An 18,535-nucleotide genomic window follows, 5' to 3' on the forward strand; every position below is an offset into this window, starting at 1 on the left:
AATAAATTACTTAGGTTCTACGCCGAACCATTTTTTATAAATTGCAGCGTAAGTGCCGTCTTCTTTCAGGGATTTCAGCGCTGCGTTCACTTTTTCACGCAGGTCACTGCCTTGTGGGAATGCTACACCATACTGTTGAGCTTTAATGGAGTCGCCCACGGCTTTGAACTGGCCATTACCGGCAGTTTTGATGAAGTAAAGGATGTTTGGTGTGTCATGCAACACCGCGTCAGCATTGCCAGTACCTAACTCCAAATAGGCATTATCAATATTTGGGAATTGGCGTAAGTCTTTGGTTTTGATGTTAGCTTTAGCGTAATCGACAGAGCCGGTGCCGCTTTTCACTGCCAGCACTTTGCCTGCAAGGTCAGCTTCGCCTTTGATGTCGTTGTTATTCGCTTTGACCATCACCAGCAGGCCGCTGTTGTAATAGCCATCAGAGAAATCGACGGCTTTTTTACGTTCGTCGGTGATAGTGATCCCAGCCAGTGCCAGATCCACATTTTTGGTTTGCAACGCAGGAATGATGCCACTGAAATCCATTGGTTTCAGGGTGTATTTCAGATCCAGTTTTTTCGCGATGGCATCCCATAAGTCGATATCGAAACCGACGTATTTATCCCCTTGTTTGAACTCAAAAGGGACGAAAGCGGTGTCTGTGGCAACAATCAATTCTTTTTCTGCGGCGTGGGAGCTAACGGCAAAGGCCAGCGCGAGAGCGGCCAATGAAACTTTGACAAGTGACTTCATAAGTGGGAGTTCCTTTGTGCTTTTGTGGATATACCCTTTGTTGTCGATATTGCAGTCAAACTGCAACCTCAATGACGTGGGGCATGGGGATCCATTTTTATGTTTCAGTGTGCAATATGAAAAAAACGTGCCAGAAATGCAAGTTATTTAAAAATAGAGACTTTTCTCTAAGTAATTAGTAGCCAAATACTTAGGCTGCAATCACTGCACCAAATTGATACCCCAAAATGGTGCAAAAATATCATTTTGGTGCAACCATTCAATGGTTTACTTATTATTAACTATAGAGTCAATAATAAACAATCTATAGCTCACAGTCATGTAACAATATTGTTAACTGTATCGGATTTTGGTTTGAAAAAAGGAGCTGGGAGGGAAGTGAGGGGTTTTCTTCATCAACAGAGCCGGATAACCGGCTCTGTCTCATTTTCTTCAAATGACAGGAATGTTGACTGTTTTCAGTTAATCTTTTCCTGCGCTTTGAAATCTATCGGCGATATTACCGCTGATCTTCAAGATTGGCTTCGAGGAACCACAGGAACTTATCCAGATCGCGTGACGCAGCAGTAAACATATCCGCGCTATCTTCATCTTTGACTTCTGTGATGGCTTTGCGCACAAAGTTTGCCACCACACCATAGCGGTCTGCTAACTCTTTCAGATGATCTTGCACGCTATGAATACGAGTTGGATAGCTCTTCAATGGGGTTTTTTCAGTCACAAGCTGTGCTGTACCGAGTGCAATCCCCCCTAATTGAACTGCGCGTTCTGCAAAAGTATCGAGGTGATCGTTAATGGCGGTGCGGAAACCATCCAGCATTTCGTGGACCGCAATAAAATTCGCCCCACGCATATTCCAGTGCGCTTGTTTGGTGATAAGTGACAGATCGATAAACTGAATAACCAGCTCATTTAATAGCTTAATCGTAAGCTCTTTTGTATGTTCATCAACGTCATTTCGTGTATAGATGAGTTCGGAAGATTTTGCTTTTACCAGTTTTGCTGTACTCATAATAGGTATCCCTTTATTGAGTTGATTACCAATTTCTTCACCGCGATAAGTATAACAAAGATATTTAATTTTGTAGGGCAGATAGTGCCTATCAATTAAATAGCTCATTGCTCAATGTGTTTTAAAGTGTCATTTAGTGTTTCATTACTGAAATATTATCATTCTTATTATTGCGTCCAATCAATAATACCTATTGGTATGATTTATAGGTATTTTTTATTATAAATATAAATAGTTTTCTTCATTGACTATTTTATTGTGCAATATTGTCCAGTATGCCGGAAAGTTAATTTAACCGGCATACTCAAAGGGTTATTGTCGTGCTCGGGCAACAATAAATAAGCGCGGAAACGCGAGTAAACGCCGGCCATCAACTTGTTGTAAATATGCTGCGTCAATAATGGCCAGATAATCTTGCAGGAAATCTAAACGCATAGATTCAGAAAGCGGCTCAAGAAAAGGGCGTAAACCGGTTGCGCGTAGCCAATCGACAATCGCCTGCGCCGAGGGCATAGGGTGATAATAGGTGGTGCGCCAGATGTCGACTTGCTCAGCATGAGGGGCCAGTAAATCATAATACTGATTGGCAGTGAGCACTTTTGCCCGCTCAGCGCCAGCCTCTTGTAGCGTTTGCTGCCATGGGCCGTTTTCGGCGACCTCCCGCATTGCCCTATGGCTGGGTTCATCAAGATTATCCGGCATCTGAACAGCCAATATTCCGTTGGCCGCCAGTTTAGAAAACAGATAAGGGAAGAGTTGCTGGTGGTCAGTGAGCCACTGTAACGATGCATTGGCATAAATCAGGTCTTGCGGCTCTGAAGGTTGCCACTGGCGGATATCGGTTTCGAGAAAAGCGCAATCAGGTAAGCGCTGTTGTGCACTGAGCAACATGGCTCGCGAATTATCAATGCCGACCAGCTGGGCATCAGGAAAACGCGCGTGCAGCAATTGCGTAGAATTACCTGGCCCACAGCCTAAGTCACTGATACGCCGCGGTGCTGCTGCTTGAATATGTGCTAGCAGGTCGTGAGCGGGGCGGGTGCGTTCTGCTTCAAATTGGCGATATAAGTCAGGATCCCAGTCTTGCATATGTGGCCTCCGATAGAAGAAATTATAGATTTTGTAATGGTCCGCTGAATAAAACGGCACCGGTGGGCTGGCCGGTGGGCGACCCGCCATGGGGCTCCAAACTGATTGCCAGTAATGAATGACCAGTTAACTGGTTTTCAGCCAGTGTCAATTGTGTTGGGCCTTGAGTATTTAATAATCCTAGCGAATGTGGCTTTCCACCAGTAGGAATACTCCATAATTCAAGGCTATTCGTGTCACTGATGGTGACCGGATTCAATGGTGTTAATGTCAAACTGCGAGTCGATTTTTCCAGACTGACTACCCATTGGCTACTTTGCTGACTATTGGATAATACGGCCACGGGGGTGGTCACCGGGGATTCGACCAATAAACGCGGAATGAGCAATATTGCCGCAAGGCCCGCGGCGACAGCCCAGCCGACATAAGACCAAGGGTTTCGTTTAATATGGCGGACATTGAGAGGCGGTAATTGTAACTCGAGCCGCTTCCAAACAAGCTCCGGGGGCTCTAAAGGCGCGAGCTGATTATCGAGTTGAGTAAACAAGCTTTGCCAACTGGCAACATCCGCCGCCAGTCGTGGATCTCGGCGGATTCTGCGCTCAAAACGCATCCGAGCCAGTCCGCGCAGAGTGCCCAACGCATACTCTGCGGCTAGGGCTGAGTCATATTCGCGTCTGTTTTTCATAAGCCTACACAGCCTTTGAGGTGATCCAGGGCACGACGTATCCAACTTTTTATTGTACCCAGTGGTTGCTGTAAATGAGCCGAGATTTCCCCGTGAGAAAGTCCCTGATAATAAGCCAGCATAATACTTTGCCGCTGCTCGGCCGGTAGATGTGCCAGACAGTCAGCCAGCTGCTTAGCTTCCGTGTCTTGCTGCAATTTTGCCAGAGGTGTCAGCGAGTTATCGGTGAGAGAATCGGTTTCGGCATCGTCCAGTCTTTGCAGGCGATTATCACTGCCTCGCATCAGATCGATAGCCCGGTGACGCACGATATGGGTCAACCAGGTCAGTGGCGCGCTGAGTTGCGCATTGTAATGACTCGCTCGGTTCCAGACCGTGAGGAAACTGTCGTGTAACACTTCTTCTGCCCGGGCATGGCTACGCAACATGCGAAAGGCGACGGCAAATAATCGAGGGGAAGTCAGCCGGTAAAGCTGTTCAAAAGCGGACTGATCGCCTTGAGCAATCGCATCGATCAGTCCAATCTGTTGTTCCAGAGAACATTCATTCATGTGCCAATCCCTAAAAAACCGTCAGATGCAGTGAGAGACTGCACCCAGTATAGACGGGTTTTATTTAGGCATCAGGACTGTATCAATCACATCGATCACACCATTTTTCTGTTGTACATCATAGGTACTGATATTGGCGATGTTACCTTTGCTATCTTTAAGCTGAATATTATGTGGCCCATTATTCATAATCCATAATGGCTGGCCGTTGACAGTTTTCAGCTCAGCCGTCCCGCCACCGGCTTTAATTTTACTCTCCAGCTGTTTCATATCGTACTTCCCGGCTACCACGTGATAGGTCAGGATTTGGGTGAGCAGGGCTTTATTTTCTGGTTTGATCAAATTTTCAACCGTACCGGCGGGCAATTTTGCAAACGCGGCGTTGGTGGGCGCGAACACAGTAAATGGCCCGCTACTCTGTAGGGTATCAACCAGCCCCGCAGCTTTAACCGCGGTAACCAAAGTGGTGTGATCTTTGGAGTTCACGGCATTCTCAATAATATTTTTGCTTGGGAGCATAGATGCGCCTCCCACCATGACCGTGTCGGACATCATGGCGGCCATAGAAACACTGCTGAAGACTAAGGCAGCACAAATAGCGGTACCAATGAGCGTTTTCATAATGTATTCCTTTTAGGTGAATTGAGGTGAAGCTTGGCCTCACATCTACCTATACGAATCAACCGGGTATTTGGATGCAAAAAAAATGAAAAATAATCAATAAAAAACGCCAGCCCGCGGAATGACTGGGCTGGCGTACACGATAAAGTTTATCTGGAGGGAACTGAGTGTCAGCTCTGATGAGAAACCAGTGCTCGATGCATAACATAGGCATCCACATAACCCAATTGGCTGTGGTGAAATGCAGCTGGCAGTGTGGCGAGAATTTCAAAACCTAGCTTTTGCCATAGGGCAACCGCGAGAGTATTGGTGCTGACTACAAAGTTAAATTGTATGGCCCGATAACCGAGTTCTGTCGCCTGTTCAATACAATGGACGCCAAGTGCTTTGCCAATGCCCAGACCGCGTGCATTGCCATCGACCATAAAGGAGGCATTCGCGACATGATTACCCAGGCCGCGCTGGTTATCGATTAATTTATACATACCGACGATTTGTCCCTCATGCAGGGCCACCCAGCAACGCACTCCTTTGCCAAACCAGTAATCATAAGCATCTTGTTCGGGGGTATCCGGGGTGAACACATAGGTGTCACCGCTACTGATTACCGTCTGAAACAGTGGCCAAATTTCAGCAAAATCGGCTGTTGTTGCAATTCTGATTTCCATATGTGGTTCCTGTTCAAGCAATTTTGTCAATCTGCGGTTTAGGTTTGATGGTGAGAGTCGCGCCGATGGAGGCACTGATAATGGATGCCAGAGCCAGCCATTGAATGAATGTCAGATGTTCATTTAAGAATACCAGCCCTGACACCGCCGCTAAGGCTGGCTCTAAACTCATCAATGTGCCGAATGTTCGAGTGGGCAAACGGGTCAGTGCGACCATTTCAAGTGAGTAAGGTAATGCCGTTGACAGAATGGCCACAGCTAATGCTACTGGCAGAATGGCAGGGCTGAACAGTGCCATACCGTTATAAGCTACGCCAATCGGGCAGAAAATTATCGCGGCAATCAGGGAGCCAATTGCTACGGTACCCGGCCCATGGTCACCACCGGCTTTTTGCCCCGAAACAATATAAAGCGCCCAGCAGACTCCGGCACCCAGAGCACAAGCTGCTCCAAATAGATCAATGGTTCCGATGCTGTTTCCCAGAGGTAACAGGAACCATAGGCCCAAAATAGCCAGCCCCACCCAGATAAAATCGACTGGGCGGCGCGAAGAGAGCATGGCGACGGCCAGCGGGCCGGTAAATTCTAACGCGACGGCAATACCTAATGGCACGGTTTTCAATGACAGGTAAAAAAGGAAATTCATCCCACCCAAGGTAATCCCATAAATCAATAAGGGTAACCGGCTACCCGCTTCAAACCGCATCCGCCAGGGTTTAAAAATAATAAACAGAATCAGCGTGCCGATACCCAGTCGCAATGACGTTATCCCCTGAGCGCCGACCAGCGGGAATAGGCTTTTCGCCAATGATGCGCCACTTTGTATTGAGATCATGGCGATCACGAGCAAAAGAATTGGGAGTAACGGGAGTGAATGTTTGGAAGAAGGAGACAAGGACATCCTTTTGAGCCTCAAAGAAATAGAGTAGATATCAATTCTGGTCAGTGTAAATGAAATGTCGGTTAAGTGTTTAAAAATTACCGATGGACATAAAAATGACGAAGAAAAAGATGAAATAAATAAATATTTTCTAATGTTGCTTATTTTTAATACTGTTTTTGATGTTTTATTGAACTGGGTAATTAAGAATAGTCTGGAATAGGTTTTGGTGATGAATGTCACAAAATGGGGTAGAATACCCAAAATTCGTAAACGTATTAGTAAGATAGAAGATACTTGAAACTCTTTGTTACACCAAATAAATGATTAGACAATCATTGGTGGGCAGAGTTTCATACTATTTTTTGTTATAATTTCATCGTATTCAGGTTTCATCTAATAATTTGCGTTTTTCGAGGTGGTTATGAATAAAATTGCATGTCTTTCAGCTGTAGCAGCTTGTGTATTAGCAGTGACCGCAGGGTCAGCCTTTGCAGGTCAAAGCACCGTTTCTGGTGGTTATGCCCAGAGCGATTACCAAGGTGTTGCTAACAAATCTTCAGGCTTCAACCTGAAGTACCGTTACGAGTGGAGCGATTCCCAACTGGGCTACATCACCTCTTTCACTCACACTGAAAAAAGCAGCTTCGGTGACAGCGCATCTGTATACAATAAAGCACAATACAACGCGATCACTGGTGGCCCAGCTTACCGTATCAACGATTGGGCTAGTGTTTATGGCTTGGTAGGTGTGGGTTATGGCCGTTTCAGCCAGAACTACCCAACGTCTCCTAGCGACAAAAACAGCACCAGCGATTACGGCTTCACTTATGGTGCAGGCCTGCAGTTCAACCCAATGCAAAATGTTGCCTTTGACGTTTCTTACGAGCAAAGCCGCATTCGTAGCGTTGACGTCGGCACTTGGGTTGCTGGCGTAGGTTACACTTTCTAAGCAACGGCTTAGGATAATCAGCATTCATCTCTAACGGTGAATTCTGTATTGAGAAAATCCGCTTTCGAGCGGATTTTTTTCGTCTGTAATAGCTGTATTTCTTGAAAAGAGACGAAAGATTATCTGACGATTTTTTCCTAATCTATAATTAAATCAATAAGTTGTTTTAGATTTAAGAGATGGGGTGAGCCAGAAAGGCAATTCCATCCTCCATGTATTCATAGAATATTAAGTTTTGCTGCTATATTTCCCCAGTACAGTTATCCAGTAATAGATAACATCCTTATATAGAAATTCAATTTTGTTGAATAGCCATTCTCTACCATTCACAATGGATTTTTGAATTAAAATTTAGTTCATTGTGATATTTAAGATGTTATTAAATATACAGTATAAGGTGATGAGAACGGCAGTTTTAACATAAAACCGAAATGGGACACTACATTCACACATTGAAAGGGCCATTAACACTATAAACCCCCCGCTATTACTAATAAAAAAATCTTATTTTAAATATGTAAAAACAAGACATTAACCCGGTTACTGTTTCGGCGTGACAACGTAATTTACTGGTAAAAAGGGAATAATATGACACACTATTGCTGGCCCTGATTGACAGTCATTATTTCTGCCGAGATTTACATGTCAAACTGGGTAGTAAGAAAATGTGATTATAAAACAGTTGGTTACTATAAAGCAGATGACTATAAAAATAGGTTGTAATCATGACGACACACAGTGGACAGGTAGCACCGATGCTGCATGATACTAAACTTGAACAGCAGATTTTACGACGTTCGATTTTTTGTACTTTATTCATTGCTACTATGGGGATTGTTTTTGGTATCGTCTGCGGTTCGATGTCGATAATTTTCGATGGTATGTTTTCTGCTTTAGACGCAGGAATGTGCAGTTTATCTCTATTAGTCTCCCGATTGTTGGGCCAACCGAATAGTCGACGTTTCCAATATGGTTTCTGGCATGTTGAACCTCTGGTATTGGCTTTCAATGGCAGCTTACTGGCCTTCCTCTGTTTATATGCTTTTGTTAACGCTATTAAAGGTATTATTGATGGCGGTCGCGAGCTAGAGCTGGGTTGGGCAATAGTATATGCTCTGGTGGTCAGCATTTTCTGTTTTACTATCTTCCTAAAGCAGCGTCGTTTAAATAAACGTGTTAAGTCTGAGTTAATCGCATTGGATACCAAAAGTTGGCTGATGTCGGCGTGTATCAGCTCGGCTTTATTAGTGGCCTTTTTGCTTTCCTGGAGTATGGAAGGTACCCGTTATGAGCATTTGATTGTTTATACTGACCCTGCCGTATTGGCTCTGTTAACTCTGATATTGATACCTGTTCCGATAAAAACCGTCATTGCAGCTGTCCGTGAAGTATTACAAATGACACCGGATACACTGGATGCCTCCATGGAAAATATAATGGATAAGCTAATGGCGAAATATCAATTTATCGATTATTCGCATTATGCGACTCGTATTGGGCGGGGGTTATTTGTTGAGATTCATGTGGTTATTCCACCAGAAATGGAAAACAGCGGTGTACCTTATTTCGACAAAATTCGTGAAGAGATATCCCATGCTATTGGTGAGCCTGGCCCACATCGCTGGCTAACCATCTCGTTTACCCGAAATCCAAAGTGGCTATAGGATAATAAGTTATACGGGAGTGGGGGGAGGGAGACTGTATTGTATTGGCCGTGCAATATAGCCTCTTTTATTTATCGAGTTCGGGATAAGATTAAGCAAATGGCGCATTGATATGAAACGCCGCAGCCAAACTGTACATCAGCTTTTACCCCTAATCTCAGCCCTTTTCTACTCTTGCTGAGATTTCATGCAAACTGGAGGCGATACTCTTGCCATCTTGTGGCATAATGCGCGCCGAATCACATTTTCTATAATTCTTGAATATCCCTATTCAGTAATCCAATCGAGAGCGAGCTCTGTGCTAAGTACTAACAATATCACCATGCAATTCGGCAGCAAGCCGCTGTTTGAAAACATTTCAGTAAAATTCGGTGGCGGTAACCGCTATGGCCTGATCGGTGCTAATGGTTGTGGTAAATCCACTTTCATGAAAATCCTTGGCGGTGATTTAGTACCCAGCGGCGGTAACGTATTCCTTGACCCGAATGAGCGTTTGGGTAAGTTACGTCAGGACCAATTCGCCTTTGAAAACAACACAGTGCTCGACACCGTTATTATGGGTCACGGCGAACTGTGGGAAGTAAAAGAAGAGCGCGATCGCATTTACGCCATGGCCGAAATGAGTGAAGCAGACGGCTATAAAGTCGCTGATCTGGAAGTTGCCTATGGTGAAATGGATGGTTACAGCGCAGAAGCCCGTGCCGGTGAATTGTTGCTCGGTGTCGGTATTCCGGTTGAACAACATTATGGCCTGATGAGCGAAATCGCTCCCGGCTTCAAATTGCGTGTATTGCTGGCACAGGCTTTGTTCTCCGATCCGGAAATTTTGTTACTCGACGAACCTACCAACAACTTGGATATCGATACTATCCGCTGGTTGGAACAAATTCTGAACGAACGTAACAGCACCATGATCATTATTTCCCATGACCGCCACTTCCTGAATATGGTGTGTACCCACATGGCGGATTTAGATTACGGCGAACTGCGTGTTTATCCGGGTAACTATGATGAGTATATGACGGCGGCGACTCAAGCTCGCGATCGTCTGCTCTCTGATAATGCCAAGAAAAAGGCGCAGATCTCGGAGTTGCAATCTTTCGTTAGCCGCTTTAGTGCCAACGCCTCGAAATCCAAACAGGCAACATCACGCGCTCGTCAGATTGATAAAATTCAGCTTGATGAAGTGAAAGCCTCTAGCCGGCAGAACCCGTTTATCCGCTTTGATCAGGATAAAAAGTTGTTCCGGAATGCGCTGGAAGTTGAATTGCTGACGAAAGGTTTTGATAACGGCCCATTGTTTAAAAACCTTAATTTGCGGCTGGAAGTGGGCGAGAAAGTGGCTATTCTTGGGCCAAATGGTATTGGTAAATCGACCTTACTGAAAACATTGGTCGGGGATTATGAAGCAGACGCGGGTACTGTGAAATGGTCTGAAAACAGCAAGATCGGCTACTATGCACAGGATCACGCCAGCGATTTTGAAATCGATCTGACAGTATTTGACTGGATGAGTCAGTGGAAACAGGAAAAAGATGACGAGCAGGCTGTGCGCAGTGTGCTGGGTCGCTTGCTGTTTAGCCAGGACGATATCAAGAAAAAAGTACAGGTCTTGTCAGGTGGTGAGAAAGGGCGGATGTTATTTGGTAAGCTGATGATGCAGCGCCCTAATATCCTGGTAATGGATGAGCCAACCAACCATTTGGATATGGAATCAATTGAAGCTCTTAACATGGCATTAGAAATGTACGAAGGCACGTTAATCTTCGTTTCTCATGACCGTGAATTTGTGAGTTCATTGGCGACCCGAGTGATTGAAATGACACCAAGCAAGCTGATCGACTTTACTGGTAACTACGAAGATTATCTGCGTAGCCAGGGTATTCAGTCCTGATTATTTGATTGCGTGTTGATAAGAAAGCTGATGCATTGCATCAGCTTTTTTTATGCCCATATCCCATTAGTCTTTACCGCAAACCTCGCAGTTGGCATCTTTTGCCAGCTTTAAACTGCGAAACTCTGCAGTCATGGCGTCATACATTAATATGCGGCCTGATATCACTTGCCCATAATCAGTCAGTAGCTTTATCGCTTCCATCGCTTGTAGATTGCCAATAATACCCACTAATGGAGCCATAACTCCGGCTTCAACGCAGGTTAGGGCGTTATCGCCAAATAACCGGCTGAGACAGCGATAGCACGGCTGATCCTCTTGATAGGTAAAGACACTAACTTGCCCCTCCATGCGAATTGCCGCACCAGAAATCAACGGTTTACGTTGGGTATGGCATAGGCGGTTAAGTTGCTCACGGCTGGCGACATTATCGGTACAATCCAACACTAATTGATGCTCAGCTATGACAATAGCAAGCTGCTCATCATCTAACTGAATATCAACTGTTTTGAGTGTTAGGCCAGGATTCATCTCCGCTAAAGTTATTGCCGCAGAGGCGACTTTAGACACTCCGATACGGTCATCACGATGCAGAACTTGCCGTTGCAAGTTGGACAGAGAAACTGTGTCAAAATCCAGCAGTGTAAGATTGCCTACACCTGCCACTGCCAGATATTGTGCTGCCGCACACCCGAGCCCACCCAATCCGACAATCAACACCTTGGCTGCATTGAGCTTTTCCTGGCCGTCGAAATCAAAACCCCGTAAAACAATTTGCCGGTTATAACGCAGGGTTTGCGCATCGGAAAGTTCAGGCAACATATTAGGCTCCAAGCAATTTTTTGTTAAAATAATTCACTAAATCAATAATCCATTAAACAATTCAATTTCAACAATTTCACCGATTTCTACCGAACCCCGTTCCCGTTCAAGGACGATAAAACAGTTACCTTGGCTAAATGAGCTAAATACGTGTGAACCTTGATGGCCCGTTGTGCGCACTTCCAGCTCACCTTGGGCATTGGTTGTGAAAACTCCACGTTGGAAATCTAAACGGCCCGGCGTTTTCTTCAATTTTGTTATTGTTTTTGCCTTCAAACGTAACGGCGGCTGCCAATTAGAGTGGCCGGAAAGTTTAGCAATGAGGGGTTGTACCAATTGATAAAATGTCAGTGCCGCAGAGACGGGATTACCCGGTAAGCCGCAGAACCAGGCATTTTCTAACTTACCGAAAGCAAAAGGTTTACCGGGTTTTATCGCTAACTTCCAGAAACCAACATCACCCAGTTCTTCCAACATTTGTTTAGTGTAATCCGCTTCGCCGACTGAAACCCCACCGCTACTAATGACTAAATCAGCCGCAGCATTGGCTTGTTCAAATGCATTGCGCAATGCTTGTTGGTCATCACGGATGACACCAAGATCAATGATTTGGCAACCTAATTGCTGCAACATTAAACGCACTGCAAAGCGATTGGTATCGTAAATCTCTCCCTCTCCCAAGGGTTGTCCGACAGGCTTCAATTCATCACCGGTAGAGAAAATAGCCACTTTCAGTACACGGAAAACGGTCAGCTCGGCAATCCCTAATGATGCTAATAGCGGCAACTGCGCAGCACCGAGTTTGATGCCTGCGTGGAAAACAGTCGCCCCTTGCTGGATATCTTCACCTGCCAGCCTGATATTTTGTCCAGCACGTATATTGCCGCTAAATGTAATACCTTGTTCACCCACAATCGCTTGTTCTTGCATGACGACAGCATCGGCACCTTCGGGAATTGGGGCACCGGTCATGATCCGAATACAGCTATTTGCTGGCCATTTATCTTTAAAGGGGGCGCCGGCGAAAGCTTTACCTGCCACTGGTAATGGCAGGGTGCTGCTAAGCTCATTACAGCGCACAGCATAACCGTCCATAGCTGAATTAGCGAAAGGTGACACGGCAATCGGTGATGTAATTGCATTAGCTGTGATACGTCCCGCAGCATCAGTGAGCGCGATGGTTTCGGTGGCCTGTAATGGCGTGACCTGTGACAGCATTTTAGTCAGTGCTTGTTCCAGAGAGATTAAATCCGAGGTATTACAGTGATCCATGCTGAACTCCGTGATCTGAGGGCACCGTTACAAGAAACTAGCGGGTGCTGGGCAATCTATCAATTTAGAGGGCCATTATGGCAGAGATTGTTATGCGGGTGAATTGATGGCGGCAAAGAGGCTACCGCCTGATACTGTCTTTTACCGAACGACTCTTTTTCTTAGCATTTGCTTTCATCAGGCAAACTGGGGGTAATATGGACTATCAAAAAATTCTTAGATTCTGGTTTAGTGAGATGGATCCGGCATTGTGGTTCAAAAAAGACGAAGATTTTGATACCTATTTACGTCAGCATTTCGGTGCTTTTTGGCAGGCTGCTTCTAAGGGGGAGCTGGCGCATTGGCGGCAGAATATTGAGGGGCGCCTGGCGGAAATACTCATATTAGATCAGTTTAGCCGAAACTTATTCCGTGATTTACCGACTTCTTTTTCCTGTGATGGCATGGCGTTAGTGTTGGCACAGGAGGCGGTCAGCAGTGGTCAAACTAGCCAACTGTCTGATACTCAACGTGGTTTTCTCTATTTGCCTTTTATGCATTCTGAGTCCGCATTAATCCATCAGCAAGCATTGAAGTTATATACCGAACTAGGTAATGAGACTCAGCTCGATTATGAATTGCGCCATAAAGCCATTATTGATCGCTTCGGCCGCTACCCACACCGCAATCATATTCTTGGGCGAGTATCCAGTGCCGAGGAGCAGGCTTTTCTGTTACAACCCGGATCTGCTTTTTAGTTCCAAAGGGGTGAACAATAAGTCGTCAGAGCTACACCAATACTGGCGGCTTATTGCTGTCTTGGCTATTACTGATCTTGCGGTCATGCTCACAAAAAAACACTCTCCCTAAAGTCGAATCGACATTTTTATCCATTTGACCTCACAGAATAATTTGAGTTTTTTCCTAAACTGCGATCCACTCCATAATGCTCATTGAAACCATATTGTTACCAATATATAACAATCTAACAATATATAGATGAGAACTCAGTCTCTACGGTTTTTTATTTCTGAGTTTATGTTGGCATGGAAGTTTAACAATATGGTAGATGGATCAATATGGTTGAAACAACATCATTAGAGACGAGCGCAGCATCACAATCAGCACGTTTGACAGAGAAAGCGGATACCCGGCAGAGAATTCGAGCTATCGTCGGTGCTTCCTCGGGTAATTTGGTTGAATGGTTCGACTTTTATATTTATTCGTTTTGTGCCCTTTACTTTGCACCGCTTTTTTTCCCTAGCGATAATCCGACCACTCAGTTAGTGCAAACTGCGGGTGTTTTTGCCGCAGGTTTTTTGATGCGCCCTATTGGTGGCTGGTTATTTGGTTATATTGCCGATAAACATGGTCGTAAGCTCTCCATGCTTATTTCTGTCTACATGATGTGTGCTGGCTCGTTAATGATTGCCTGCCTGCCAACATATGCTTCTATTGGTAGCCTCGCTCCTATTTTGTTATTAATTGCTCGCTTATTCCAAGGTCTATCAGTCGGTGGTGAATACGGCACCAGTGCTACCTATATGAGTGAAGTGGCAGTGAAAGGGCGCAAAGGTTTTTATGCTTCTTTCCAATATGTCACATTGATCGGCGGGCAATTACTGGCATTATTAGTGCTGGTTTTGTTACAGCAAACTCTATCATCTGAAGTATTACATAGTTGGGGCTGGCGGATTCCTTTTGTGCTTGGGGCATTGCTGGCCGTGGTTGCACTTTATTTACGCCGTTCATTGAATGAAACTTCAAATGAAAAGACCCGTAACAAGAAAGATGCCGGTAGTTTGAAAGGGCTGTGGAAGCATCGACGAGCCTTTATTATGGTATTAGGTTTCACTGCTGGTGGTTCACTGTCTTTTTATACTTATACGACTTATATGCAAAAATATTTAGTCAATACGGCTGGGATGGATGTGAAAACAGCCAGTCTGGTAATGACAGCGGCATTGTTTATTTTCATGATAATCCAACCCTTATTTGGTGCATTATCCGACCGTATTAGCCGGCGTACATCTATGCTGACTTTCGGTTTATTATCTATGCTACTCACAGTGCCTATTCTCCATGCGTTGAAAGGTGTCACCAGCCCTTATATCGCCTTTATGCTGATTGTCACCGCACTAATTATTCTCAGCTTCTATACTGCTATTGGTGGATTGCTGAAAGCCGAGATGTTTCCACCGGAGGTCAGAGCACTGGGGGTTGGCTTATCCTATGCGGTCGCCAATGCTATGTTTGGTGGTAGCGCTGAATATGTCGCGTTATCTCTCAAATCTTTTGATATGGAAAACAGTTTCTTCTGGTATGTCTCAGCCATGTGTTTCCTCACCTTCCTGGTTTCATTACGTTTACACCGCAAAGGGCAGGAGGTTGAACTATAAAGGGCTAATCTTGCGTACAACTGAAGCCACAATAAGATGGCTTCAGTAAGTATTGGCTAAATAACGTTGAATGGTCGCCAGTAATTTCCCTGTTCCACAACATGTATCATTATATCCTGCTGTATGTCGACGGTTAATAACCCGGTCATGGGGGCAGCCGCCATGACAAATAGAAAACCACTCGCAAAGTTGCATTTTTTCAGTCGCATTTTTTTCCTCATTGATGGCTTGTTGATTATGCGATGAATGAGCTAAAAGATCCGCCAGGTCAGTATTTAACAAAGATCCATAGATGCTACCTTTATCACCCACATATTTGTCGCAGGGAGAGATGTCACCATTGGGTTCTAAGGTGATAATTTCTTGCGAGCAATTGCCAGACCAATAACATGCGGAAGGTTTATTTTTAGCATCTTTCAATACACGAATAAAATCATCAAAAACAGCAATATGTATTTTTCCCTGATAACCGTTTACCCAAATAGTAAACAGCTCTGATAGAAACTGGATAAATTCAGCATAACTGATAAATTCTTCGCCAACATACTGCCCTTTAACGAGTCTATTATCAGGAACTATATTAAGAAACTCAATGTGGGTTAATTCTATTGAGATAAAATAGTCCAACATCTCTTTCATGTCAGTTTTATAAACTTCTCGGTCAACAACAATAAGAGCACCATATGGAATATTATACTCGAGAAGTTTTTTTATTCCTTTGGCTATGCGATCAGATGTCTTTCTGCCTCGATAGTCTACCCGCCGTTTATCATTTACTGCTGGTACTCCATCAAGACTAATTCCGACGTTCATGCCAATACCTTTAATAAATATTAACCACTCATCTGAGATATTAACGACATTTGATTGCATGGTGTTGGTTATATATTGCTCTGGCCGCTTGAATTGTTGCTGCAACCAAATAAGTTTTTTAAAAAATGCTGGCTTTAGTAGTGTGATTTCACCGCCATGCCAGACAAACTCAAATCTATTTACATTAGGAATGGCCAGGATCTGCCGTACTGTCCGGACGAGGGTATGAAATAACACCGTCTGATTGGGGCCTTCTGCCCATGAGTGGCAGTAGGTACAACGAAGATTACATAAACGGGTTGCCTTTAACACAACAACCAGTTTTTTTGCTTTAATAGCTTTCACTGAAATACTTTTTTTTATCTCTTCGTTGAATGTATCTAGCTCATCACTATCGAGTAATTTTTTTGCTGGTATTTTACCAATAAGATAAGATGATAGTGTTCTGTATTCACATGTATCGAGCTTTTCCAGTTCTTTAAGACCTATATTATTTATCTTAGTGCAATCAATGAATTTTACCGGAATTATATTATCCATAGCATATTCCTATTTGTTCATGTAAGTTTTCCATCTCTCATGTTTATTATTCTGTTGCCATATGAAGAAGCTTCATCTGAATGTGTAACCATAATAATAGTTGTACCTTTTTGGTTTATATATTTTAATTGCTGTAATACAGAAAGGGCATTTTTACTGTCTAAATTGCCAGTAGGCTCATCAGCCAAGAGCAATGCAGGGTTAGATACCATCGCTCTGGCGATGGCGACTCGTTGTTGTTGACCGCCTGAGAGTTGCATTGGTTTATGATTTTTCCGGTTATCAATATCGAACAGGTTTAAAATTTGGTTAACTTGTTCAGTACGTTCCTTTTTGCCAATGCCCCGATATTTAAGTGGTAAGGCAACGTTATCAAAAATAGATAAGTGTGAAATGAGATTGAATGATTGAAATATATAACCTATTAATAATCGTCGTAATATTATTTTTTGTGAGTAGCTCATATCAATAATGTTTTTTTTCGCCAGTGTGAATGAACCATTATCAAGAGAGTCAAACAGACCGATGATATTAAGTAATGTGGATTTTCCTGAGCCTGATGGCCCCATAATAGAAACGAAATCACCTTTTTCAACGCTGAAGCTAAGATGATTAAGAACCTTGGTTTTAATTGTTTTGGTGGTATAACACTTTTCAGCATTTTGTATATTTAGCATGTTATTTGAACTCAATAATATCGTATTCACTATTGTTAGTTTCTGGGGGGGTGACAATGATTTCCCCAACCTTTATTCCTGCTATTATCTCTGTTTTCATCGGGCTTCGACGATCTATTTCTATTTTAGATTTAATAGCTAGATCATTTTCTGGCTGATATATATAGATGAAATTATTTCCATCATCATCGGAAATGATACTATCAGTTGGTACCATCAATGCAGAGCTGTTTTTTTCTTGTAGTGGGATTTGTATTTCAATAGATTGCCCTCTTTTAAGTAGGGAGGTAGTGTCATGTAGTGGGATTAGTTTTGCTTTGAATTTACCATTTTCAACAATAGTGGATACTGATTCAATAAGTAGTGGTGTATCTTGACCATTTATTACTGCCAATATTTGGCTTTGTGGCTTAATTTTATCGAGGTAATATTCACTGAAATAAACATTAAAATAATATGATTTAAGGTTGTCGATAATTGCAATTTTTTCGCCGGGTTTTATTTGTTGACCCAGTTCTACATCAAGGATAGATAAAACCCCATCAATTGGAGCTTTTATAACTAATTGTTCCATCCCGTTTTCGATGATATCCATCATTCTCTCCAGTAATAATATAGAATCATCTATCCTCTTGAATTGTAATGGGAATGATTCTTTATTTTTATTATCATGATCTTTTAAAATTTCACTTTTTATTTGCCAGTTTTTTAACATACCGACTTGGTTTTCCAGTTCGGATTTTGCAATCATTGATTTCATGTCGAGGACTTGATGCCTGGCTAAATCTCTCGACATAGTCGTTATTTGATGCTGAGCCTCTTGTAAATTAAGTTTTGTCTCTCTATTATCTTGTTCCAATTGTATTTTCATATTGCGTAGATTGCTTATTTGCTCGGTAATATTTACTATTCTGGATGTCGTTTCCAGCATAAAATCGTAGTTAGATAAACGAATAATGACATCGCCTTTCTCGACAGTATCGAAAGCCTGTTTGGCGACTTCAGTGACTTTTCCTCCTCGTTCACTTGATACAATCATACTTTCTTTAGGTACCGCGATAGCTCGTGTTGTCAGCACATCCTGATACACTTCTGCTTCAATAGTATGGAAAACAGCATTCTCTCGTGATATGAGTAAAGAGCGCTGAGCGGTAGATAAACAATAAATATAATAAAGACAAGAAATAATAGCCAATAATACGAAAAAAATAATTAACTTAGCAGTCGTGTTTTTATTTTTTCTCTGCTCAATATTTATATCCAT

The 18,535-nt window shown here is 43.3% G+C and carries 18 protein-coding genes; 5 read left to right on the forward strand and 13 right to left on the reverse strand.

The features are described from left to right. Positions 1 to 6 precede the first annotated feature (6 nt). The 8 genes from glnH to rhtA form a co-directional block, all read right to left on the reverse strand. Complete coding sequence (glnH, locus tag DX162_RS13060; protein ID WP_004388693.1) at positions 7 to 750, reverse strand: glutamine ABC transporter substrate-binding protein GlnH; 744 nt, start codon at positions 748 to 750, stop codon at positions 7 to 9. Positions 751 to 1,249: 499 nt separating this feature from the next. Then, complete coding sequence (dps, locus tag DX162_RS13065) at positions 1,250 to 1,762, reverse strand: DNA starvation/stationary phase protection protein Dps (RefSeq protein ID WP_032819092.1); 513 nt, start codon at positions 1,760 to 1,762, stop codon at positions 1,250 to 1,252. Between the two features lie 312 nt (positions 1,763 to 2,074). After that, entirely contained in the window at positions 2,075 to 2,851 is a 777-nt protein-coding gene (gene tam, locus DX162_RS13070) for a trans-aconitate 2-methyltransferase (RefSeq protein WP_004388695.1), read from the reverse strand. 22 nt (positions 2,852 to 2,873) lie between these two features. Further along, positions 2,874 to 3,539: an anti-sigma factor gene (locus DX162_RS13075; RefSeq protein ID WP_032818980.1), complete on the reverse strand. Its 666-nt coding sequence runs from the start codon at positions 3,537 to 3,539 to the stop codon at positions 2,874 to 2,876. After that, positions 3,536 to 4,090 (reverse strand): RNA polymerase sigma factor, encoded by a 555-nt coding sequence (locus DX162_RS13080; protein WP_004388697.1) that lies wholly within the window; start codon positions 4,088 to 4,090, stop codon positions 3,536 to 3,538. Before DX162_RS13080 ends, DX162_RS13075 begins: the two co-directional genes overlap by 4 nt. 60 nt (positions 4,091 to 4,150) lie before the next feature. After that, complete coding sequence (locus tag DX162_RS13085) at positions 4,151 to 4,711, reverse strand: fasciclin domain-containing protein (RefSeq protein WP_004388698.1); 561 nt, start codon at positions 4,709 to 4,711, stop codon at positions 4,151 to 4,153. Positions 4,712 to 4,881: 170 nt separating this feature from the next. Further along, positions 4,882 to 5,379, reverse strand: coding sequence for a GNAT family N-acetyltransferase (locus DX162_RS13090; RefSeq protein ID WP_004388699.1), 498 nt, complete (start codon positions 5,377 to 5,379; stop codon positions 4,882 to 4,884). 13 nt (positions 5,380 to 5,392) lie between these two features. Continuing rightward, positions 5,393 to 6,280 carry a threonine/homoserine exporter RhtA gene (gene rhtA, locus DX162_RS13095; protein WP_032818981.1) on the reverse strand — a complete coding sequence of 296 codons (888 nt, stop codon included), beginning with the start codon at positions 6,278 to 6,280 and terminating at the stop codon, positions 5,393 to 5,395. A 403-nt stretch (positions 6,281 to 6,683) separates the two neighbouring features. On the opposite strand from rhtA, the gene ompX reads away from it, so the two are divergent. From ompX to DX162_RS13115, 3 genes are all read left to right on the forward strand, one after another. Continuing rightward, complete coding sequence (gene ompX, locus DX162_RS13105; RefSeq protein WP_004388702.1) at positions 6,684 to 7,211, forward strand: outer membrane protein OmpX; 528 nt, start codon at positions 6,684 to 6,686, stop codon at positions 7,209 to 7,211. 725 nt (positions 7,212 to 7,936) lie between these two features. Continuing rightward, positions 7,937 to 8,875, forward strand: coding sequence for a cation diffusion facilitator family transporter (locus DX162_RS13110; protein WP_004388703.1), 939 nt, complete (start codon positions 7,937 to 7,939; stop codon positions 8,873 to 8,875). Between the two features lie 298 nt (positions 8,876 to 9,173). After that, entirely contained in the window at positions 9,174 to 10,769 is a 1,596-nt protein-coding gene (locus DX162_RS13115; protein WP_071777573.1) for an ABC-F family ATPase, read from the forward strand. 66 nt (positions 10,770 to 10,835) lie between these two features. Here DX162_RS13115 and moeB read toward each other — a convergent pair whose 3' ends face one another. Beyond that, entirely contained in the window at positions 10,836 to 11,591 is a 756-nt protein-coding gene (gene moeB / locus DX162_RS13120; RefSeq protein WP_004388708.1) for a molybdopterin-synthase adenylyltransferase MoeB, read from the reverse strand. A gap of 36 nt (positions 11,592 to 11,627) precedes the next feature. Then, a complete protein-coding gene (gene moeA, locus DX162_RS13125) occupies positions 11,628 to 12,863 on the reverse strand; it encodes a molybdopterin molybdotransferase MoeA (protein ID WP_004388710.1) in 1,236 nt (411 codons plus the stop codon). Between the two features lie 197 nt (positions 12,864 to 13,060). On the opposite strand from moeA, the gene DX162_RS13130 reads away from it, so the two are divergent. Then, positions 13,061 to 13,600 carry a DUF924 family protein gene (locus DX162_RS13130; protein WP_032818982.1) on the forward strand — a complete coding sequence of 180 codons (540 nt, stop codon included), beginning with the start codon at positions 13,061 to 13,063 and terminating at the stop codon, positions 13,598 to 13,600. A gap of 321 nt (positions 13,601 to 13,921) precedes the next feature. Continuing rightward, entirely contained in the window at positions 13,922 to 15,241 is a 1,320-nt protein-coding gene (locus DX162_RS13135) for an MFS family transporter (protein WP_004388713.1), read from the forward strand. Positions 15,242 to 15,283: 42 nt separating this feature from the next. Here DX162_RS13135 and darE read toward each other — a convergent pair whose 3' ends face one another. From darE to darC, 3 genes are read right to left on the reverse strand one after another with little or no spacing between them, the layout of a single operon-like run. Then, on the reverse strand, positions 15,284 to 16,594 hold the full coding sequence (darE, locus tag DX162_RS13140; RefSeq protein WP_004388715.1) for a darobactin maturation radical SAM/SPASM protein DarE: 1,311 nt from the start codon (positions 16,592 to 16,594) through the stop codon (positions 15,284 to 15,286). Positions 16,595 to 16,611: 17 nt separating this feature from the next. Continuing rightward, positions 16,612 to 17,271, reverse strand: a complete 660-nt coding sequence (gene darD / locus DX162_RS13145; RefSeq protein WP_004388717.1) for a darobactin export ABC transporter ATP-binding protein — start codon at positions 17,269 to 17,271, stop codon at positions 16,612 to 16,614. A 1-nt stretch (position 17,272) separates the two neighbouring features. Continuing rightward, positions 17,273 to 18,535 carry a darobactin export ABC transporter periplasmic adaptor subunit gene (darC, locus tag DX162_RS13150; protein ID WP_098081209.1) on the reverse strand — a complete coding sequence of 421 codons (1,263 nt, stop codon included), beginning with the start codon at positions 18,533 to 18,535 and terminating at the stop codon, positions 17,273 to 17,275.

The sequence above is a fragment of the Yersinia kristensenii genome (assembly GCF_900460525.1).
GTDB lineage: Bacteria > Pseudomonadota > Gammaproteobacteria > Enterobacterales > Enterobacteriaceae > Yersinia > Yersinia kristensenii.